Consider the following 19821-nt stretch of genomic DNA (forward strand, 5'->3'; position numbering starts at 1 on the left):
GCTGCGCCCGCTCTCGCCGGCCGCCGCCGCCTCGATGGCCGCGTTCAGCGCGAGCAGATGCGTGCGCTCCGAGATGTCGTTGACGCTCTCGATGATCTCACCGATCGCCTGGGTCTTCTCCGAGACGCCGACGATGTTGCCGGCCACCGCCTCGGCCTGCTCGCGGATCGCGTCCATCGCCTGGGCGGTGTCGGAGACCGCGCGCAGGCCCTGTCGCGAGGTCTTGGCCGTGGCCTGGGCGGTGGCGATGACCTCGCTTGCGCGTTTCGAGATCTGCGCGCCGGAATGGGTGATCTCGTCCACCGTCGCGGCGGTCTCCTGCACGGCGGCGAACTGCTCCTCGACGGAGGCCGCCTGCTCCTGCGCCGAGGCGCGGATCTCGGCCGCCGCCGCGTTGAGGTCGGCGGTCGCCGCCCGGTTCGTGCGGGCGAGGTCCGACAGGCTCTCGACCATGCCGTCGAGGGTGCGCCCGAGGCGGGCGATCTCGTCCTGCCCGCCGAGGCGCAGGCGCCCGGTGAGATCGCCGTCGCCGACCTTGCCGACGAAGGCCATCACGGTGTTCAGCGGCCGCACCACGGCGCGGGTGACGAGGTAGGTCACGAGGAAGGCGAGCAGCACCGCCGCCAGCAGCGTGAAGGTGATCGACAGGCGCGAGCGCTCGTAGATCTCCGTCGCCACCCGCTGGCCCACCGCGACGCTCTCGTCGAGGGAGGCGCGGGCACGCTCCACCGCCGCCGTGGTCGCCGCGTATTGCCGGCCGAGTTCCTCGTTGCCGTCCTCGACCGCCTGGATGTTGCCGTCGACCGCCGCCTGGATCTGCCGCTCGCCGCTGTCGCGGTAGCGGCGGAACGTGTCGCTCGCCAGGGCCAGGGCGGCCTGCAGCTTCTCGAAGGTGGCGGCGCGGTCGGACGAGATGGCGGCCTTCCGGAACTCCGCGGCCTCGCGCGACAAATCGCCGAACAGCGTGTCGGAGGACGCGCTGTTCTTGCGCCACTGCGTGAGGATATCCGCCTCGCGCGCCTGCCGCCCCTGCGCCTTCAGGAGCGAGGCGATCACCGCGTCCCGCCGGAGCACGCCGAGGTCGCGGGTCTGGTTCCCGAGCTCGTCGAGCTGGCGCATGATCAGCAGGTCGCGCGCGACGATGCGGTCCGTCGTCTCGCGCACGGCGCCGACCTGCCCGATGGCGTAGAGGCCCAGCGCCACCAGCACGGCCGTGACGGCGAAGAAGCCGAGGAGGATGCGTCGTCCGATCGAGATGGTCAGGGCCGGGCTCCGGAAGGTCAGAGGGTCAGGCGATCACCCGTCGCAGCACCTGCGCCGGGTCGATGATGGTGAAGTCCGGGCTGCCCTCGGCGGCCGGGACATAGGCGGAAGCGGAGCCGTTTCCCAGGGGGCCGTCCTCGCCCTCGGGCTGGGCGCCGTCCTGCACGGCGCGCACGATGGCGAGCGCCCGCCCGACGCTGAGGGCGACGGGCGGCTCCCGGCGCAGGACCACGAGGTGGTCGCGGGTGCCGTCCGACGCGTCAGGCCGCCCCAGGGCGCGGGCGAGGCCGATCACCGGCACGATCCGTCCCGACAGGGCGACGTAGCCCGAGAGGGCGGGGGCCGTCCCCGGCACGGGGGTGCAGGGGCGGCCGGGCAGGACCTGCGCCACGCTGGCGAGGGGCAGGCCGATCCGGTCGTCGCCGCAGGTGCAGACGAGATACGGGAAGGTCGCCCGCTCCGGCGCGGCGGCGCCCTCCGCGCGGCGGGCGAGGGCGAGGGTGCGCGCGGCCTTGATGTCCCGGATGCGGGTGGAATCGCGCTCCGTCGCGTTGCGCATGGTCAGGCCCGCCCCCGCATCGTCTCAAAGCTCCGGCCCAGCGCGGCGGAGACGCCGGCCGCGACGTCACGCGCCAGCGCCCCGTCGCCTTCCGGCAGCACCGTGTCGGGGGGAAGGGATTGGCTGAGGGCGAAGGCGTTGTCGAGGGCCCTGACCGCCTCGACCCGGCGGCCGAGGCCGAGGAGCAGCAGGCCGAGATGGTAATGGGCCATCACGAAGTGGCGGTCGAGGTAGAGCGCCGCCCGCAGCGCCCGCTCCGCTTCCGCCTCCCGCCCGAGGCTCACGGCCACGAGCCCCTCGTAGAAGCGCAGGCCCGCATGGGTCGGGTCCGCGTCGAGGGCCTGCCGCAGGACCCGCCACGCCGCGCCGGTCTCGCCGGCATCGGCGAGCATCCGCACGCGGTCGAGGGGGGCGGCGTCCTCGTTCCCCTCTTCGGTCTCTCCCTCAACCTCATCCTGAGGTGTTGCGTCAGCGGCCTCGAAGGAGGGCTCCAGGATTGGCTTTGAGACCTCGACCACCCTTTCGACGCTCGCCAGGACGGGCAGTTCGGGAAGCATGAACGGCACGGGAAGCACCGGCTCGGGAGAAGAACATCCCCCCGGCCGGTAGGCGACGGTGCCCGGCAGGCTGACCGGATCGAGAAAGGCCGAGAAGGTCGGGTTCGGCTCGGCATGGCCCAGCAAGAGCCAGCCCTCCGGCCGCAGCCGCCGGCCGAGGCCGTGGACCACGCGGGTGACGGTGGCCGCGTCGAAATAGATGAGCACGTTGCGGCAGAGGATGAGGTCGTAGCCCTCCTCCCCGCCACCCGGAGGCTCTGCGACCTTGAGCAGGTTGCCCTGCGCGAACCGGACCATCGCCCGGAACTCGGGCCGCAGGGCGAACCCGCCCTCGCGGCGGACGCCCGGCTGCGGCGGCAGGTGCGTGAAGTAGCGCAGGCGCTCCTCCGGCGGCATCGTCCGCAGGGCCCAGCGCCCGTATTCGGCCGCCCGCGCGGTGGCGATGGCCTCCGCGCTGATGTCGGTGCCGAGGATCGTCACCCGCCATTCGGGCAGCGCCTCGCCCAGGATCTCACGCACGAGGATCGCCAGGGAATAGGGCTCGGCCCCCGTGGAGCAGCCCGCGCTCCAGATCCGCAGCCGCTTCTCCGACCGGCGGGAGGCGACGAGATCGGGCAGGATCGTGCCGCGCAGGGCAGTAAACTGCTCGCTGTAGCGGAAGAAGAACGTCTCCCCGATGGTGATCTCGGCTTCGAGCCGCGCCCATTCCGCCTCGCCCTGGGTCGGCTCGTCGAGGAGGGCGGCGAAGCCCGCGAGATCGGGCGCCCCCGTCGCCCGCATCCGGCGGTACAGGCGCTCCAGCAGCAGGTCGTCCTTGTCGCTGTAATAGGCGTGGCCGGTACGCGCGATGATCCGCGCCTTGAGCGCCGCGTAGGCGGGCTCGACGGCGGGGTCGGGTCGGGGCTTGCCCGGCCGGCGCATCCGGGGTCAGGCCGATGCGGGATCGGGCAGGGCGGACAGGCGCGCGGCGGCGGCACGGGCCAGCCCCTCGACGCGCGCACGCTCGGCATGGGTGAGAAGGCGCTCGGGGTCGAGGGCGGGCACGAGGCGGTCCTTGATGACGAGGCCTGATGCGACGCAACCGTTCAGACTCGCCTCCGGATCCGCCGCGCGGTGCGCGTCGGGCGTCACGGTCTTGAGATCCGCCACCCGGTCCACGAGCCACGCGAGGGAGCGGTCGCGGGCCAGGATCAGATGGGCATAGAGTCCTGGCCCGGCCGAGGCGTCGCGCAGGCCGAGCAGCGCGGCGAGGTCGAGCACCGGCACGGGGCGCCCGCCGAGGTTCACGAGGCCGAGCAGCCAGCCGCCGGAGGCCGGCGCAACCTGCAATTCCGGCAGGGGCAGCACCTCCGCAACGGCCTCGCGGGGGAGGGCGCAGGCCGTTCCGGCCACGTCCAGGATCAGATAGGCCGTCGATTCGCCCGCCACGTCAGCCTCCCGAGACGGCTCAGGGTAAGCCGACGTTCTCGATCGGTCATTGCCCACCGAAAATGTCTTAACTGCGGAACCATGTCCTCGTTGACGGCTTTGGCGAGGCGCGGCGACGCTGTTCATGCGAGGGGCGAGCGCTCGCAGATGGAAGGACTACACCCATGAGGAGCATTCTGCTCGGCGCCGCGGCGCTCACCCTGATCGCCGGCTCGGCCTTCGCCCAGGGCGGCTCGCCCTACAACACGTCCGGCGCGCAGGCCGGTGGCCCCCGTGGCGGCATGGAGCGCCGCATGGGCGATGCCCCGATGACGGGCGCCCCGATGGCCGGTGCCCCGATGGCGGAAGGCCGCCCGATGATGAAGCGTCACCGGATGCACAAGCGCATGCACCACCGCAAGATGCATCACCGCAAGATGATGCGCCACGGCATGTAAGCCGATCAGGCCCGCGCCTCGCGGGCCTTTTTTTCGCGCAGAGCCTCCCGGACGGCGCGTTTGCGCGCCCGCGCGACACCGTTATGTTGCGAAGCGAAAACGAGCCGGGCGGGAGGAATCGATGGCGCAACTGGTGGAGCACCGGGGCGAGGGCGGCGTCGAGGCGCGGCGCGAGGCCATCGTCACCGCCGTGCGCCAGCGCGGCTTCATGACCATCGAGGCCCTGGCCGGGCAGTTCGGCGTCACCGTCCAGACGATCCGCCGCGATCTCAACGAACTCAGCGCCGAGGGCCGCCTGGAACGCTACCGGGGCGGCGGCGGCCTGCCCTCCAGCGTCGAGAACATCGACTACGCCGACAGGCGGGTGACGCTGCTCGCGGAGAAGACGCGCATCGGCCGCCTCGCCGCGAGCCGGATCCCGTCGCACTGTTCGGTCTTCGTCAACATCGGCACCACGCCGGAGGCGGTCGCCCGCGAGTTGACCCGCCACGACGACCTCAGCGTCATCACCAACAACCTGCACGTCGCGTTGTCGCTGGCCGACGCCACCGCCTTCCGCATCGTCGTGGCCGGGGGAACCGTGCGCAACCGCGACGGCGCCGTGCTTGGGCAGTTGACCAGCGACACGCTGGGCCAGTTCCGGGTGGACGTGGCCGTGATCGGCATCAGCGGCATCGACGCGGACGGGGCGCTGCTCGATTACGATTACGAGGAGGTCCGCGCCACGCAGGCAATCCTGGCCCATGCCAAGCGCACCTTCCTCGTGGCCGACCACACCAAGTTCACCCGCCGCCCGATGGTGCAGGCGGGCCATCTCTCGCAGATCGACACGTTCTTCACCGACAGGCCGCCCCCGCCCGGCATCGCCGCCATGATGGAGCGCGACGGCGTGACCCTGGCCGTCGCCGATGAGCCGTAACGAACATTCAATTTTCGCTTGCGAAAATTTGAATCGGGATTAGGATCGCCGGCAACGAACAAGCGGAGGAACCCATGGCGACCGCCTCGCCCCCACGCGGAGAGCCTGACGTCTACGATCTCCTCGTCGTCGGCGGTGGGATCAACGGCACCGGCATCGCCCGGGATGCGGCCGGTCGAGGCCTGTCGGTCCTGCTCGCGGAGCGGGGCGATCTGGCCGGGTCCACCTCCTCGTCCTCGACGAAGCTGATCCACGGCGGCCTGCGCTACCTCGAATATTACGAGTTCCGCCTCGTCCGCGAGGCCCTGGCCGAGCGGGAGCGCCTGCTGCGCCTCGCCCCCCACGTCATCTGGCCGCTGCGCTTCGTGCTGCCCCACGACAAGGGCCTGCGCCCCGCGTGGCTGCTGCGGATGGGCCTGTTCCTCTACGATCACCTGGCGCGGTTACGAACGCTGCCGGGTTCGGAATCGGTCGATCTGCACCGCTCGCCCGTCGGGCGCCCGCTGCAGGACCGCCTGACCAAGGGCTTCCTCTATTCGGATTGCTGGGTCGAGGACAGCCGCCTCGTCGTGCTGAACGCCATGGACGCGCAGACGCGCGGCGCCACGATCCTGACCCGCACCGGCGTCGCGTCGGCGCGGCGCGAGGGCGACCTCTGGGTGGCGCGGCTGCACGACGAGCGCAGCGGGACCGACCGCACCGTGCGCGCCAAGGCGGTGGTGAACGCCGCTGGCCCCTGGGTGAGCAAGACGCTCGGCGGCACGCTGGGCATCAACTCCCGCGCCGCCGTGCGACTCATCAAGGGCAGCCACATCGTGGTGCGCAAGCTGTTCGAAGGCGATCAGGCCTACATCCTGCAGCAGCCCGACAAGCGCATCATCTTCGCCATCCCCTACGAGCGGGACTTCACGCTCATCGGCACCACCGACGTGCCCTATGACGGCGAGCCCGGCCCGGTCTCGATCTCGGGAGAGGAGACCGACTACCTCTGCTCCTGCATCAACCGCTCGTTCAAGACGGCGATCGGCCCGTCGGACGTAGTGTGGAGCTATTCGGGCGTGCGCCCCCTCTACGACGACGCGGCGGAGAACGCCTCGGCCGTCACGCGGGACTACGTGCTCGATGTCGAGGATGCGGGCGGGCGCCTGCCGGTGCTCTCGGTGTTCGGCGGCAAGATCACGACCTATCGCCGCCTCGCGGAGCACGCGCTGGAGAAGCTGGCGCCGTACTTCCCCGGCCTGAAGCCGGCCTGGACGGGGGAGGGCGTCCTCCCCGGCGGCGACATGCCCGACGCCGACTTCGACACCTTCCTCGTCGATCTGAAGCGGCGCCGTCCCTTCCTGCCGGACGAGCTGGCCCGGCGCCTCGCCCGCGCCTACGGCACGAAGGTCGAGATCCTGCTCGGCCATGCGACCACGATGGCCGACCTCGGCGAAGCCTTCGACGGCGGCCTCACGGCGGCGGAGGTCGATTACCTGCGCGACCACGAATGGGCGGTGAGCGCCGAGGACATCCTGTGGCGCCGCTCGAAGCTCGGCCTGCGCACGAGCCCCGAGAGCGCGGCGCGGCTCTCCACCTATCTCGACCGCCACGCCGTGGCGGCCTGACCGCACACATCCCACGACCCCGAACCGGCCTCAGACCGGAGGGGACCGACCAAGGAGGAAACGATGAGCCGTTACGTCGGGGCCATCGACCAGGGCACGACCAGCACCCGCTTCATGGTCTTCGACCGTGAAGGCACGGTGATCACGGTCGCGCAAGAAGAACACGCGCAGATCTACCCGGCGCCGGGCCATGTCGAGCACGACGCCGCCGAGATCTGGGCGAAGACGCAGAAGGTGATGCGGGAGGCCCTGGCCAAGGGCAACCTCACGCCGCAAGACCTCGCGGCCATCGGCATCACCAACCAGCGCGAGACGACGGTCATCTGGGACCGCAAGACCGGGAAGCCCCTGCACAACGCCCTCGTCTGGCAGGACACCCGCAACGACCGGCTCGTCTCGGAATTCGCCCACCAGGGCGGGCGCGACCGGTTTCGCGACCTCACCGGCTTGCCGCTGGCGAGCTACTTCTCCGGCCTGAAGCTGCGCTGGCTCCTCGACCACGTGGACGGCGCCCGCGAGAAGGCGGAGGCCGGCGACGTGCTGTTCGGCAACATCGATACGTGGCTGCTCTGGAACCTGACAGGCGGCCCGGAGGGCGGCCTGCACGCCACCGACGTCACCAATGCCAGCCGCACGCAGCTCATGTCCCTCAAGAGCCTCGACTGGGACGAGGGGATGCTCCGGGAATTCGCCATCCCCCGGGCGATGCTGCCGAAGATCGTCTCCTCCAGCGAGGTCTACGGCGAGGCAAAGGGCGATTTCGCAGGCGTGCCCATCGCCGGCATCCTCGGCGACCAGCAGGCGGCCCTGTTCGGCCAGACCTGCTTCACCCCCGGCGAGGCCAAGAACACCTACGGCACCGGCTGCTTCGCGCTGATGAACACGGGCGAGGAGGCGGTGCCCTCGAAGGCCGGTCTTGTCACCACGCTGGGCTACCGCCTCGACGGGCAGAAGCCGGTCTACGCGCTCGAAGGCTCCATCGCGATCACCGGCGCTCTGGTGCAGTGGCTGCGCGACAACCTGCACATGATTAAGGATTCGGCCGAGGTCGAGACCCTGGCCGCCACCGTCGAGGACAATGGCGGCGTCTACTTCGTGCCGGCTTTCTCGGGGCTTTACGCGCCGCACTGGAACGAGGGCGCGCGCGGCCTGATCATCGGCCTCACCCGCTACGCCAACCGGGGCCACATCGCCCGCTCGGTGCTGGAGGCGACCGCCTTCCAGACCCGCGAAGTGCTGGCGGCCATGGCCAAGGATTCCGGCATCCCGGTGAAGGAGCTGCGGGCCGATGGCGGCATGGTCGCCAACGGGACCCTCATGCAGTTCCAGGCCGACATCCTCGACGTGCCGGTGGTCCGCCCGAAGGTCTCGGAGACGACGGCGCTGGGCGCGGCCTACGTCGCCGGCCTCGCGGTCGGCTACTGGAAGGGCCTCGACGACCTCAAGCGCAACTGGGGCGTCGACAAGCGCTGGACGCCGCAGATGGATGCCGCCCGCCGCGAGACCACCGCGGCCATGTGGAGCCGCGCGGTGGAACGCTCCTTCGATTGGAAGGCCGACGAGGACTGATCGGCCGCCGAACCAGAACAAGACTGCAACTACGGGGAGAATACGTCATGGCATCGCCGTTCCTGGGCGAGATGCTGGGCACGATGACGCTCATCGTGCTCGGCGACGGTGTGGTGGCGGGGGCGCTGCTGAAGCGCTCCAAGGGCGAGGCGATGGGCTGGATCGGCATCACCGCCGGCTGGGCCTTCGCGGTGCTCGCCGGGGTGTTCGTGGCGAACGCCACCGGCAGTGCCGACGCCCATATCAACCCGGCGGTGACACTCGGCGGGGCGATCAGCACGGGCGATTATACGAAGCTCGCAATCTACCTGCCGGCGCAGTTCCTCGGGGCCTTCCTCGGCGCGGTCCTGGTGTGGCTGCATTACCTGCCGCACTGGGCGGAGACGCCGGAGGCCGACCTGAAGCTCGCCGTGTTCTGCACCGGCCCGGCGATCCGCAACGCGCCGGCCAACATGATCTCTGAGATCGTGGGCACCTTCTTCCTCGTCCTCACCATCGCCGCCCTGGTGGCGAGCACCTCCGGCAATGCCGGCGCCTTCCCGCGCGGCGTCGCCCCCTACCTCGTGGCGATGCTCGTGTGGGGCATCGGCCTCTCGCTCGGCGGCACCACCGGCTACGCCATCAACCCCGCCCGCGACCTCGGGCCCCGCATCGCCCACGCCGTGCTCCCCATCGCGGGCAAGGGCTCGTCCGATTGGGGCTACGCGCCGATCCCCGTGGCGGGGCCGGCCATCGGGGCGATCCTGGCGGGATTGTTCGTGCGGCTGCTTGGGATCTAACAGAGAGGCAATACAATCTCGAATAGATCTTCTGTTTTATATTCAATCTTAACGCAGTAGATGGCGGAATACGGAAGTTCTATAAGCGTCGCATTGCATCAATAGCGATGAGACGGGCGGCGTGCGGGTCATGTCCTATGTGTCGACACATAGCCAGAACCCGCACACGTTGCGCCCATCCGGGCTGGTGGATACCGGCCAGCTCGGCAACCTCTGGCGCGCCATGCTCCGTTTGGCGCGCACCACGAACCTGCCGGAACTGCGGGAGATCGAATACGAAGAGAGCCACGACAGCCTCTTCAGCCTGTCCAATGCAGGGCCGGAAGTCTTCGTTTCGCTCCAGCACGACAATTATATCTCCCGTTCCCTGGCCAGGACGGGCAGCTTCGAGTTCGAAAGCTTCGAGCGCGCGGTGGCGCTCCTCGGCGGCCCGCGCGACCTGCTCGTCGATGTCGGTGCCAACCTCGGCACGGTCACGATCCCCGCAATCGCTCGAGGTCACGCCGAGCAGGTTCTCGCGGTCGAGCCGGACCGGCTGAACTACCGCACGCTCATGGCCAACCTGTACCTCGACGATCTTCAAGATCGTGTGGTCGTGGTCAATGCCGCCGCCGGAGCCGAATCCGGCGAGGAACTGGAAATCCAGATCTCGCCCGACAACAAGGGCGATCACCGGGTCAAGCATTTCTCCGAGCCTGGGGCGTTCGGGGAGGAGAACTGGCCGACCTGCACGGTCGTCTCGACGCGGGTGGATGATCTCCTGATCCACCATGGCCTGACGGGCGCGCTGCCGCGCTCCCTGATCTGGATCGACGTGCAAGGGTGGGAGCTACAGGTGCTACGCGGGGCGCCGGCCGCCATCGCGGGCGGGGCTGCCTTCGTCGTCGAATTCTGGCCCTATGGCCTCCGGCGCAACGGCATGCTGGACGACCTCGAAGCCTTCCTATGCAAGCATTTCGCGCGCCTGATCATGGTGAATGCACCGGATGTGCCGCACTTTCCGGCGACAGAGACCGGTATCGCGGCGATCCGCTCCCGACTCGACGAGACCAATGCCCTGAGTTCCTGCGATCTCCTATTGATGCGGGACGCATGAGCCGAAACCCTTCCCTCCCCATCACGGGTGTTGCCGTCACCGCCTTCCATGCCGAAGGAACGAGGGCCTATTTTACGGATGGTAGCCTAGTGGCGCCGAGCGAGACCACGCCGCTCTGGCTCGCCCTGACGGACAATCACCGCAACAACATGCAGCTCTGGGCCGAGGAGGATCTCGCCCGGCGGATCCACGTAGGGGACGCAGAGATCGCCGCCAACAAGCGGGCGATCGACCGCTTCAATCAGGCACGCAACGACGCGGTCGAGCGCATGGACGAGGTTCTCGAAGCGCTGTTGTCGGTGCCCGTCGCAGGGCCGGCGCGGTTGAACAGCGAAACACCGGGCTCCATCATCGACCGGCTCTCGATCGCCAGCCTGAAGATCTTCCACATGGCGGCACAGATCGCGCGGACGGACGTCGACGACGCCCACCGGGATAACTGCGCGGGCAAACTCGCGCAGCTCCGCATGCAACGCGCCGACCTGTCCGGCTGCCTCGACGCCCTTCTCAGGGAGTGCCGCAGGGGACGGGCGCGGTTCCGCACCTACCGCCAATTCAAGATGTACAACGACCCGCGCTTCAACATGGCGCTGGTGCGGGAGGCACGGGAAGACCGCGCGCAAGGATGAAGGCATCCAGCTCCGCCATCAGACGGGCGATGGCACCGGGCCAGTCTCCCGGCGACGGCTGGCGCACCAGCGTGGCGCAACCGGGATAGAGCACCGACTCCCGCTCGCGGTTCATGTGCCGGGCGTCCATCACGCGGCCCGCCAGCAGCCAGGTCCGGGTCCCAAGGGCGCCGGCAAGATGGAACGGCCACGCGCAGATCGTCGCGACACCGTCGAGCCCGGTGATGAGCGCGCCCGACTCGTCGAAGGTCATGTCCTCGCCCATCACCGTGGCGTCGAGGCCGACCCCAGCCCTCCGCATCTCCCGCAGGGCGAAGCCACGCTGCAGGACGACCCAATGGATGTCCTTTCGAGCGAAGACGGGGGCGAGGGGGGGGAGCGGAATGCTCTTGATCTCGCCCCCTTGCATGTCGCTGTGCCAATAGAGGCCGATGCAGGGGCGGCCCGCCGCTCGCGCCCGCATGCTTCGGAGGATCGCGTCCACCCCCGCGCTCGGGGGCGCCCGAAGATACGGTGCGGCGCTCGTACCGCCGGCCCGCGCGAGTCCAAAGGTCGTGACCCATAGGTCGCAGGCGCTTCGGGCCTCCTCGGCTTCGTCCTGGTCGACGACGGCATCGACGCCCGTGCTCAGGATCAGCCCGTGACACCGCGAATGGGCCACCGCGACGATGCGGCCGACGCCCAGCCGCCGCAGTTGCGGCACATGGCGGACGAACTGGAAGTAGTCGCCGTAGCCGCCATGCGGTATAATCGCGAGAGATCGGCCTTCGAGGGGCTCCCCTTCCCACATCCGGTCCAACAGCGGCGTGTGGGGGTAATAAGGGCCGAAGAACGCGCGGCTGGAATAAGCCAGATCGTGGAGCTGTCCCGCCGGATCGCCCCGCTGCATCATCGTCGAGCCGAGCATATGCGTGATGAACGGGTCGCCCGGACACTCGGCCAGCAGCTCCCGCAACTCCGCCTCGGCCTCCTCGACGTAGCCCGCCACCCCCAGGATGCGGGGTCGCCAGCACCGGTCGCTGGGATAGGGCGAGGTCCGGAAACCCATGCGGTCGACGTAGGGGCGGACGATCCCCGGCTTGCCGCTCTGCATGGCGCAGATCGCGAGGCCGTTGGTGGCGGACAACCTGGCGCCGCCGGGCACGTCCGGCGTCTCGAGAATGCGGATCCATAGCGCGATCGCCTCCTCGAAGCGCAGCTGCTTCGAGAGGCACTGGGCGAGCACCACGCGGAGATCCATGGCATCGCCGGGATCGGTCGCGAGGGCGGCTGTCAACATCGCCTCTGCGGCCTCGAACTCTCCGGTGGCGATGGCATTCGCCGCCACATCCCCCACGTTGTTCATTGCCAGATATAGTACCCCAACCGTCTTGCGCCCATCATTCATGCCCGAGAGCTGTGGTCAATCAGCCAAAAATAGAGAATAACCCGCTATACAACCCTCGATATTATGACGGACTCCCGGAGCCGCGGCCAACGCAACCTGTTGGCATTTAGGTCCTCCGGCGCTCCTTCACCCCCCGGTGGCTTGAGACAAGAGCGGGCTCTCGTCGCGCTCCGTGGTCGCGCCCGTTTGCGGCGGCGGCATGAAGCGCCTAAGTCAGCGGCATCCTTTCTGAATGCGCGCCCCGGCGCGACCCGGTTGCCCATGGCCGTCGTCCTCGACATCCTCAAGAATGACCCACGGCCGCCGCGCCATCCGGAAAAGGCTCACCGGCCCGACCAGCAGGTCGCGCTGAAGAAGCCGGACTGGATCCGCGTCAAGGCGCCGGGCTCCAAGGCCTGGGGCGAGACGCGGGCCATCGTGCGCGAGCACGGCCTCGTCACCGTCTGCGAGGAGGCCGGCTGCCCGAACATCGGCGAGTGCTGGGAGAAGCGGCACGCCACCTTCATGATCATGGGCGACACCTGCACGCGGGCCTGCGCCTTCTGCAACGTGCGCACCGGCCTGCCGGAAGGCCTCGACGCCGCCGAGCCGGAGAAGATCGGTGATTCCGTCGCCAAGCTCGGCCTGCACCACGTCGTCATCACTTCGGTAGATCGCGACGACCTGAAGGATGGCGGCGCGGAGCATTTCGCCCGCACCATCGCCGCGATCCGCCGGGCGAGCCCCGGCACCACCGTCGAGATCCTGACCCCCGATTTCCTGCGCAAGGACGGCGCCCTCGAAACGGTCGTCGCGGCCCGGCCCGACGTGTTCAACCACAACCTGGAAACGGTGCCCTCAAAGTACCTAACGGTGCGCCCCGGCGCCCGCTACTTCCACTCGGTGCGCCTGTTGCAGCGGGTGAAGGAGCTCGATCCGACGATCTTCACCAAGTCCGGCATCATGGTCGGCCTCGGGGAGGAGCGGAACGAGGTGCTCCAGCTGATGGACGACCTGCGCTCGGCGGACGTCGATTTCCTCACCGTCGGCCAGTATCTCCAACCGTCGAAGAAGCACCACGCGGTGATGCGTTTTGTCCCGCCGGACGAGTTCAAGGGGTACGAAACCACGGCCTACGCCAAGGGTTTCCTCCTCGTGTCGGCGACGCCGCTGACGCGCTCGTCCCACCACGCCGGCGAGGACTTCTCCCGGCTTCAGGCGGCCCGGCTCGCCAAGCTGTCGCCCACGCTGTCCGCCTGAGGAAAGTCCGTTCGGAATGCCATCCTTCCGGGTCACGCGCCGGGTGCGGCACACTGCCCAGCAGATGTACGACCTCGTTGCCGACGTCGAACGCTACCCCGAGTTCCTGCCGCTCTGCGAGTCCCTGCGCGTCATCCGACGGCAGGACATGCCGGAGGGTGGGCATGTGCTGATCGCGGAGATGGGCGTCGGCTACAAGGCGATCCGCGAGCGGTTCACCACCCGCGTCTCCCTCGATCCCGGGGGGCGGAAGATCGTGGCCGAGTACATCGACGGCCCGTTCCGGCATCTGGAGAACCGCTGGACGTTCAAGGAGGCCGAGGGCGGCACCTGCGACGTCGACTTCTTCATCACCTACGAGTTCAAGAGCCGAGCGCTCGGCCTGCTAATGGGCTCGATGTTCGACCGCGCCTTCCGCAAGTTCACCGACGCCTTCGAGGGCCGGGCGGCGCGGATCTACGGCGTCGCCTGACCGCTCAGGCTGCCGCCGGGCCCGCCACCTCGACCCGGTTCCGCCCCAGCGCCTTCGCCCGGTAGAGCGCCCGGTCGGCGTTGGCGAGAAGCTGGCCGAGATCGCTCCGGCCGGGCCGCGCCTCCGCGAGGCCGACGCTCACCGTCGCCCGGATGCCCTCGACGGAGGTTTCCGCGAACCGCGCGGCCACCGCCTCGCCGATCCGGCGCGCCTCCGCGAGGCCGCGCCCCGGCAGCAGCGCCGCGAACTCCTCCCCACCGAGCCGCGCCACCACGGGGTCCGGCACCTCGACGTCGCGGATCAGGTCGCGCACCACGGTGGCGAACAGGCGGATCACCGCGTCGCCGGTCGCGTGGCCGTGGCGGTCGTTGATCGCCTTGAAGTGGTCGAGGTCGAAGGCGAGCAGCGAGACCGGGGCGTCGGTGCCGCGCGCCGCCAGCATGAACTCGCCCTGCTCGAAGAAGCCGTGCCGGTTCGAGAGGCCGGTGAGGTAATCCGTCCGCGCGGCGGCGCGCAGGCGGTCCTGCGCCTCCTCACGGACCAGGGAGACGAAGGTCATCGGCACCGCAATCGAGTACAGCACCGCCTCGTACATGGTGATCTTGGCGACCACGGAGAGGATGTCGGGGCCGTAGGCGGCGGCGAGCGGCGGCACTACGAAGGCGCGGGCGCAGTAGAACAGGGCGTGCCCGGCGGGGATCGCCACGGCGAGGGGCCGGGAGCGCAGGCGCCGCAGGGCCCGGCAGCGATAGGTGACGAGGGCGGTCAGGCCGCAGATCGCCGCGATGGGCAGCGCCGCGACGTGGTTCCAGAAGGCCGCCGGGAAATGCACCCCCGCCACCGCCCAGAGCAGGGCGAGGGCGAGGAGCAGGGCCGCGTACCAGCGCACGCCGCCGACGGGCCCGTCGAGAAGGCGCACGCCGTGCAGCCACGTCAGGTAGCCCAACACGAACAGAATGTTGGCCGCTGCGAGCCCGGTGATGCCGGGCAGGCTGAAGCGGTTCATCGCCATGATGGCGCCGGCCGTGAAGATCACGGAGCCGGAGGCCCAGAAGCCGAGCTCCGTCGCGCGGAACGGCTGCGCCATCCGCTCCCACAGCATCATCGCCGCCCCGGTGAGCAGCGTGCCGACGAGAAGGAAGTAGAGAGTGTGGAGATCGATCTGCATCGTGGTCACAGCGAGATGCATCGGCAGTATCACCACCGCGATCGAATAATCCCTTACTTCACCGCCTTCGCGTTCGATCGTGGTTAAGGCCGCTTGTTTGCTTTCGCTTGAAAGCCCGTCGTCGCCCTCTACTCGGCCGGCGCGAGCGCACCTTCGAGGAGAGACAATGCATCGGCGACGGCGGCGCGGCGGATGCCGGCCCGGCCGAGATCGCCGTAGCGGCGCGCGAGGTGGTGTGTCCCGTGCGGCCCGGCGACGGCGAGGTGGACGAGCCCCACGGGCTTCTCCGCGCTGCCGCCGCCCGGCCCGGCGATGCCGGTGATGGCGACCGCGACGTCGGCGCGGGAGGCCGCCCGCGCGCCCTCGGCCATGGCGCGGGCCACTGGTTCGCTGACCGCGCCGTGGCGCGCGATCAGGTTCGGATCGACGCCGATGGCCTCCGCCTTGGCCGCGTTGGAATAGGTGACGTAGCCGCGCTCCACCACCGCCGAGGAGCCCGGCACTGCCGTCAGCAGGGCGGCGACGAGGCCGCCGGTGCAGGATTCCGCCGTGGCGAGGGTACGGCCGGCGCGCGTATAGGCCGCCACGAGGGCGTCGGCGCGGGCGAGGAGGTCGGGATCGTCGATCACGGGCGAGGACTTCCTTGGGCCGCAGGCGCCCTATGTCGCGGAAGCTTCGACCTTAGCCCCGCGTTGCAGGGCTGCTCAACCATGGAGACGGTGGCCTCATGATCTTTCCGGCAACGACGGCGTATTACGCGGCGATCCTCGCCCTGGTCTATCTCGGCCTGTCGGGGTGGGTGATGGCCGGGCGCCTCTCCGGCAACGTCCTGCACGGCGACGGCGGCGATGCCGACCTGCAGAAGCGCATCCGCAGCCAAGCCAATTTCGGCGAGTACGTGCCGATCGCGCTGATCCTGATCGGCCTGCTGGAGGGGCGCGGCGCCAGCCACACCATCGTCCAGGCCCTGCTGATCGCGCTGCTCGTCGGCCGCCTGCTGCACCCGGTGGGCATGTTCGCCCCCGCCAACTCCCCGCGCCAGTTCGCCTGCCGGGGCGGCGGCATCCTACTCACCTTCGGCGCGGTGCTGGTCGCGGCGGTGCTGCTGCTGGTGTGATCCGGGACGGGGGGCGCCCTCAGGCGCCCGCCTCCTCGTCCGGCAGGCGCACGGTGGCGGCGGCCTGCGCGGCCAAGCCCTCGGCGCGGCCGACGAAGCCGAGCTTCTCGGTCGTCGTCGCCTTGATCGACACGGCGCTCAGCGGCACCTTGGCGATGGCGGCGATGCGGGCGCGGATCTCCTCGCGGTGCTTGCCGATGCGCGGCGCCTCGGCCAGCACGGTGATGTCGAGGTGGTCGATCCGGCCGCCCCGCGCCCGCACCAGCCCGCAGGCATGGGCCAGGAACTGGTCCGACGAGGCGCCGCGCCACTTTTCGTCGGAGGGCGGGAAGTGGGTGCCGATGTCGCCGTCGGCGATGGCGCCGAGCAGCGCGTCGGTGAGGGCGTGCAGGGCCACGTCCCCGTCCGAATGGGCGAGCACGCCCCGGTCGGCCGGGATGCGGATGCCGCCGAGCCAGACATGATCGCCCTCGGTGAAGGCGTGGACGTCGAAGCCCGTGCCGAGGCGGGTCACATACTGGGTCATGGCTGGCGCTCCGGCGTGGCGGTTGAGAAGGCCCGCTCGGCCTCGATGAGGTCGGCGGCCTGGGTGATCTTGCGGTTGTCGAGGTCGCCCGCGAACACCACGACGGGCTGGCCCGCCCATTCGGCGAGGGCCCCGTCGTCGGTGAAGGCATGGAGGTCCTGCGCCGCCGCCGCCCGGTGGGCGTCCAGCAGCGGGCCGAAGGCGAAGGATTGCGGGGTCTGTACCGCGCGCAGCGTCTCCCGCGCCGGGGTCTCGACCACGCGGCCGATGCCGGGCTCGATCTCCTCGACGCGCTTGACCGTATCGGTCACGGCCACTCCGGGGACGGCAGCGCCGTAATCCCGCCCGGCGCGGATCGCCCGCGCGATCAGCTCCGGCCGGATGAACGGCCGCGCCGCGTCGTGGACGAGGACGATGGACGGCGCCTCGCCTCCGGCCAGGGCCTCGAGCCCGGCGCGCACCGACATCTGCCGCGTCGCGCCGCCCTCGACGGGCTCCGCGATGCGGGCGCGAATCGCCGGGTCGAGGTCTTCGAGGCATTCGCGGAAGAAGTCCGCCGCGTCGGCGGCGATCACCGGCTGGATCGTCGCGATGGCCGGGTGGCTGGCGAGCGCCGCGAAGGTCCGCGTGAGGACGGCCTGCCCGCCGACGCGCCGGTATTGCTTGGGCACCCCGCCGCCGATGCGGATGCCGCGCCCGGCCGCCACGACGATGGCGGCGACGCTCTCACTCTCTGCGGGGGCGGACATGGGGCGGTGGAAATCCCGGCGCGAACGGCGGCAGACCTGCCGCGCGGCCGGCGCCATACCTGTGAAACGTGCCCTGCGTTTAAGCGGGGGAGGGGGCGAAATCAACGCAAAGGCCGCGCTTGCGTCCGGCCCCGCTTTGCCTCATTGTTGAGCAGAATGAAGACTGACCATTATTTGGGCGCCCTGCGCCGTGGACGTTCGGCAGAGGACCCGCCGCTCTGCCTGCTGGCGCCGCTGTCCGGCGTGACGGACCTGCACATGCGCCGCATCGCCCTGCGCTGCGGGGCGAGCGCGGTCGTCTCCGAGATGGTCGCCGCGCGGGAATTCGCGAAGGGCTTGGCTGAGGCGACACTTCGGGCGGAAGGGGCGGGCATCGATACCCACATCGTCCAGCTCGCGGGCTGCGAGGCCGCGCCCATGGCGGAGGCCGCCCGCCTCGCGGAGGCGAACGGCGCCGACGCCATCGACGTGAACATGGGCTGCCCGGCCAAGATCGTGACCGGCATCGCCTCCGGCTCGGCGCTGATGCGCGACCTCGACCATGCAGAGCGCCTGCTCGCCGCTGCGCGCGCGGCGGTGGCGATCCCGGTGACGGTGAAGATGCGCCTCGGCTGGGACGATGCGAGCCGCAACGCCGCCGATCTCGCGTCTCGCGCGGAGCGGCTGGGGCTCAACGCGGTGACGGTCCACGGCCGCACCCGGCAGCAATTCTACAAGGGCCGGGCCGACTGGCCGGCGATCCGCGCCGTGGTCGAAGCGGTGTCGATTCCCGTCATCGCCAACGGCGACGTCACCGGCCTGGACGAGGCCCGCGCCTGCCTATCCGCCTCCGGCGCGGCCGGGGTGATGATCGGCCGGGCGGCGACCGGACGGCCCTGGCTCGTGGGGCAGGTGGCGGCGGCGCTGGCGGGCCGCGCGGTGCCGGCCCCGACCCGCGCGGAGCAGGCCGCCCTGGCCGCCGAACATTACGAAGGACTGCTGGCGCTCTACGGGCCGCAGATGGGCGTGCGCCACGCGCGCAAGCATCTCGCCGCCTATGCCGAGACCGGCGGGGCGCTGAGCGGGACGGAGCGCACGGCACTCCTGACCACCACCGATCCGCAGGCGGCGCTGACCCTCCTGACGCGCGCCTTCGCGGGCGCGGAGCCCATGATGAGGGAAGCGGCGTGAGCGGCGACGACTTTCCCCCTCCCGGCTACAAGCTCTCGGGCAGCGAGGCCGTGCTCAACGCCCTGCCGCTGCCGGTGCTCACCATCGGCGGGGACGAGCGCATCCTCCAGTGCAACCACGCGGCGGAGGCGTTCTTCGAATACTCGGCGCGGCTGATGCAGCGGCGGCGCCTGCGCGACATCATCCCCTTCGGCTCGCCGATCATCTCCCTGGTGAACGAGGTGCGCCGCCGCCGGGCGAGCGTCAGCGAGTACCGGGTCGACCTCACGCAGCCGCGCCTCGGCACCGAGCGCAGCGTCGACGTGTTCGCGACGCCCCTCGATGAGGGCGACGCCGTGGTGATGATGCTGCAGGAGCGCACCATCGCGGACAAGATGAACCGCCAGCTCACCCACCGCGGCGCGGCGCGCTCGATGGTGGCGCTGGGCGCGATGCTCGCCCACGAGATCAAGAACCCGCTCGCCGGCATCCGCGGCGCGGCGCAGTTGCTGGAAAGCACCGGCGCCGAGGAGGACCGGCTGCTCACCCGCCTGATCTGCGACGAATCCGACCGGATCGTGCGCATCGTCGAGCGGATGGAGCTGTTCGGGGACGAGCGCCCGGCCGAGCGCGGCCCGGTGAACGTCCACGGGGTGCTCGATCAGGTGAAGCGCTCGGCGCAGTCGGGCTTCGCCCGTCACATCCGCTTCATCGAGACCTACGACCCTTCGCTGCCGCCGGTCCTCGGCAACCGCGACCAGCTGGTTCAGGTGATCCTCAACCTCGTGAAGAACGCCGCCGAAGCCATCGGCCCGGACGCGGTGGAGGGCGAGATCACCCTGGCGACCGCCTTCCGCACCGGCCTGCGGTTGCAGATCCCCGGCTCGCGGGAGCGGGTGAGCCTGCCCATCGAGGTGGCGATCCGGGACAACGGCCCCGGCATCACCAGCGAGATGCTGAGCGACATGTTCGACCCGTTCGTGACGACGAAGGCACAGGGTTCCGGCCTCGGTCTTGCTTTGGTCGCCAAGATCGTCGGCGACCATGGAGGGATCGTCGAGTGCGATCCCGCCCCACGCCGGACGACGTTCCGCATCCTTCTTCCGATGTCGAGTGCGCGTGACGGGCGCGAGCCCAATGTCGAGCCATGATCGAGATGCCTGCCGGAGGT

At 70.1% G+C, this 19821-nt stretch carries 19 protein-coding genes and 1 pseudogene; 12 read left to right on the top strand and 8 right to left on the bottom strand.

Going from position 1 to position 19821, the window contains the following annotated elements:
* The 4 genes from MKK52_RS18120 to MKK52_RS18135 all read right to left on the bottom strand — a co-directional run.
* Positions 1–1263 (bottom strand): methyl-accepting chemotaxis protein (locus MKK52_RS18120; RefSeq protein WP_243956449.1); only part of this gene is annotated, 1263 nt, incomplete at its 3' end.
* 25 nt (positions 1264–1288) lie between these two features.
* A complete protein-coding gene (locus tag MKK52_RS18125) occupies positions 1289–1822 on the bottom strand; it encodes a chemotaxis protein CheW (RefSeq protein WP_243956158.1) in 534 nt (177 codons plus the stop codon).
* A gap of 2 nt (positions 1823–1824) precedes the next feature.
* Positions 1825–3300 carry a CheR family methyltransferase gene (locus tag MKK52_RS18130; protein ID WP_243956159.1) on the bottom strand — a complete coding sequence of 492 codons (1476 nt, stop codon included), beginning with the start codon at positions 3298–3300 and terminating at the stop codon, positions 1825–1827.
* A gap of 6 nt (positions 3301–3306) precedes the next feature.
* Complete coding sequence (locus tag MKK52_RS18135) at positions 3307–3807, bottom strand: chemotaxis protein CheW (RefSeq protein WP_243956160.1); 501 nt, start codon at positions 3805–3807, stop codon at positions 3307–3309.
* 164 nt (positions 3808–3971) lie between these two features.
* On the opposite strand from MKK52_RS18135, the gene MKK52_RS18140 reads away from it, so the two are divergent.
* From MKK52_RS18140 to MKK52_RS18170, 7 genes are all read left to right on the top strand, one after another.
* Positions 3972–4244: a hypothetical protein gene (locus tag MKK52_RS18140; RefSeq protein ID WP_243956161.1), complete on the top strand. Its 273-nt coding sequence runs from the start codon at positions 3972–3974 to the stop codon at positions 4242–4244.
* Between the two features lie 121 nt (positions 4245–4365).
* Positions 4366–5163 carry a DeoR/GlpR family DNA-binding transcription regulator gene (locus MKK52_RS18145; RefSeq protein WP_243956162.1) on the top strand — a complete coding sequence of 266 codons (798 nt, stop codon included), beginning with the start codon at positions 4366–4368 and terminating at the stop codon, positions 5161–5163.
* 74 nt (positions 5164–5237) lie between these two features.
* Positions 5238–6770, top strand: coding sequence for a glycerol-3-phosphate dehydrogenase (gene glpD / locus MKK52_RS18150; RefSeq protein ID WP_243956163.1), 1533 nt, complete (start codon positions 5238–5240; stop codon positions 6768–6770).
* Between the two features lie 63 nt (positions 6771–6833).
* Entirely contained in the window at positions 6834–8339 is a 1506-nt protein-coding gene (gene glpK, locus MKK52_RS18155) for a glycerol kinase GlpK (protein WP_243956164.1), read from the top strand.
* A 47-nt stretch (positions 8340–8386) separates the two neighbouring features.
* Positions 8387–9118, top strand: a complete 732-nt coding sequence (locus MKK52_RS18160; RefSeq protein WP_243956165.1) for an MIP/aquaporin family protein — start codon at positions 8387–8389, stop codon at positions 9116–9118.
* Positions 9119–9248: 130 nt separating this feature from the next.
* Entirely contained in the window at positions 9249–10214 is a 966-nt protein-coding gene (locus MKK52_RS18165) for an FkbM family methyltransferase (protein WP_243956452.1), read from the top strand.
* The gene (locus tag MKK52_RS18170; protein WP_279597912.1) at positions 10211–10843 is read left to right on the top strand and encodes a DUF4254 domain-containing protein; all 633 of its coding nucleotides are present in this window, start codon (positions 10211–10213) and stop codon (positions 10841–10843) included. The genes MKK52_RS18165 and MKK52_RS18170 overlap by 4 nt, the downstream gene beginning before the upstream one ends.
* Here the strand turns inward: MKK52_RS18170 and MKK52_RS18175 are convergent.
* A complete protein-coding gene (locus tag MKK52_RS18175) occupies positions 10794–12230 on the bottom strand; it encodes a tetratricopeptide repeat protein (protein ID WP_243956169.1) in 1437 nt (478 codons plus the stop codon). The two genes, MKK52_RS18170 and MKK52_RS18175, sit on opposite strands and share 50 nt — an antisense overlap.
* Positions 12231–12491: 261 nt before the next feature.
* Between MKK52_RS18175 and lipA the strand changes: the two genes are divergently transcribed.
* Both lipA and MKK52_RS18185 read left to right on the top strand, forming a co-directional pair.
* The gene (lipA, locus tag MKK52_RS18180) at positions 12492–13469 is read left to right on the top strand and encodes a lipoyl synthase (RefSeq protein ID WP_243956170.1); all 978 of its coding nucleotides are present in this window, start codon (positions 12492–12494) and stop codon (positions 13467–13469) included.
* A gap of 16 nt (positions 13470–13485) precedes the next feature.
* The gene (locus tag MKK52_RS18185; protein WP_243956171.1) at positions 13486–13941 is read left to right on the top strand and encodes a type II toxin-antitoxin system RatA family toxin; all 456 of its coding nucleotides are present in this window, start codon (positions 13486–13488) and stop codon (positions 13939–13941) included.
* A gap of 4 nt (positions 13942–13945) precedes the next feature.
* On the opposite strand, the gene MKK52_RS18190 is transcribed toward MKK52_RS18185, so the two are convergent.
* Positions 13946–15130, bottom strand: coding sequence for a sensor domain-containing diguanylate cyclase (locus MKK52_RS18190; RefSeq protein ID WP_243956172.1), 1185 nt, complete (start codon positions 15128–15130; stop codon positions 13946–13948).
* 107 nt (positions 15131–15237) lie between these two features.
* A complete protein-coding gene (locus MKK52_RS18195) occupies positions 15238–15738 on the bottom strand; it encodes a CinA family protein (protein WP_243956173.1) in 501 nt (166 codons plus the stop codon).
* A 98-nt stretch (positions 15739–15836) separates the two neighbouring features.
* Here MKK52_RS18195 and MKK52_RS18200 point away from each other — a divergent pair, with 98 nt between their 5' ends.
* The gene (locus MKK52_RS18200) at positions 15837–16226 is read left to right on the top strand and encodes an MAPEG family protein (RefSeq protein ID WP_243956174.1); all 390 of its coding nucleotides are present in this window, start codon (positions 15837–15839) and stop codon (positions 16224–16226) included.
* A gap of 19 nt (positions 16227–16245) precedes the next feature.
* Here MKK52_RS18200 and MKK52_RS18205 read toward each other — a convergent pair.
* Positions 16246–17501: pseudogene (locus MKK52_RS18205) on the bottom strand (bifunctional 2-C-methyl-D-erythritol 4-phosphate cytidylyltransferase/2-C-methyl-D-erythritol 2,4-cyclodiphosphate synthase).
* Positions 17502–17657: 156 nt separating this feature from the next.
* On the opposite strand from MKK52_RS18205, the gene dusB reads away from it, so the two are divergent.
* Entirely contained in the window at positions 17658–18671 is a 1014-nt protein-coding gene (gene dusB / locus MKK52_RS18210) for a tRNA dihydrouridine synthase DusB (RefSeq protein ID WP_243956175.1), read from the top strand.
* A complete protein-coding gene (locus MKK52_RS18215; protein WP_243956178.1) occupies positions 18668–19801 on the top strand; it encodes a two-component system sensor histidine kinase NtrB in 1134 nt (377 codons plus the stop codon). The genes dusB and MKK52_RS18215 overlap by 4 nt, the downstream gene beginning before the upstream one ends.
* Positions 19802–19821: the final 20 nt, after the last annotated feature.

Source organism: Methylobacterium sp. J-067 (assembly GCF_022829465.1).
Taxonomy (GTDB): Bacteria; Pseudomonadota; Alphaproteobacteria; order Rhizobiales; family Beijerinckiaceae; genus Methylobacterium; species Methylobacterium litchii.

Coding starts and splice junctions, on each gene's coding strand:
- MKK52_RS18200 (WP_243956174.1), top strand. CDS start 15,837: ATGATCTTTCCGGCAACGACGGCGTATTACGCGGCGATCCTCGCCCTG.
- MKK52_RS18160 (WP_243956165.1), top strand. CDS start 8,387: ATGGCATCGCCGTTCCTGGGCGAGATGCTGGGCACGATGACGCTCATC.
- MKK52_RS18140 (WP_243956161.1), top strand. CDS start 3,972: ATGAGGAGCATTCTGCTCGGCGCCGCGGCGCTCACCCTGATCGCCGGC.
- MKK52_RS18165 (WP_243956452.1), top strand. CDS start 9,249: ATGTCCTATGTGTCGACACATAGCCAGAACCCGCACACGTTGCGCCCA.
- MKK52_RS18130 (WP_243956159.1), bottom strand. CDS start 3,300: ATGCGCCGGCCGGGCAAGCCCCGACCCGACCCCGCCGTCGAGCCCGCC.
- MKK52_RS18145 (WP_243956162.1), top strand. CDS start 4,366: ATGGCGCAACTGGTGGAGCACCGGGGCGAGGGCGGCGTCGAGGCGCGG.
- glpD (WP_243956163.1), top strand. CDS start 5,238: ATGGCGACCGCCTCGCCCCCACGCGGAGAGCCTGACGTCTACGATCTC.
- lipA (WP_243956170.1), top strand. CDS start 12,492: ATGGCCGTCGTCCTCGACATCCTCAAGAATGACCCACGGCCGCCGCGC.
- MKK52_RS18125 (WP_243956158.1), bottom strand. CDS start 1,822: ATGCGCAACGCGACGGAGCGCGATTCCACCCGCATCCGGGACATCAAG.
- MKK52_RS18190 (WP_243956172.1), bottom strand. CDS start 15,130: ATGCATCTCGCTGTGACCACGATGCAGATCGATCTCCACACTCTCTAC.
- MKK52_RS18175 (WP_243956169.1), bottom strand. CDS start 12,230: ATGAATGATGGGCGCAAGACGGTTGGGGTACTATATCTGGCAATGAAC.
- glpK (WP_243956164.1), top strand. CDS start 6,834: ATGAGCCGTTACGTCGGGGCCATCGACCAGGGCACGACCAGCACCCGC.
- MKK52_RS18170 (WP_279597912.1), top strand. CDS start 10,211: ATGAGCCGAAACCCTTCCCTCCCCATCACGGGTGTTGCCGTCACCGCC.
- dusB (WP_243956175.1), top strand. CDS start 17,658: ATGAAGACTGACCATTATTTGGGCGCCCTGCGCCGTGGACGTTCGGCA.
- MKK52_RS18185 (WP_243956171.1), top strand. CDS start 13,486: ATGCCATCCTTCCGGGTCACGCGCCGGGTGCGGCACACTGCCCAGCAG.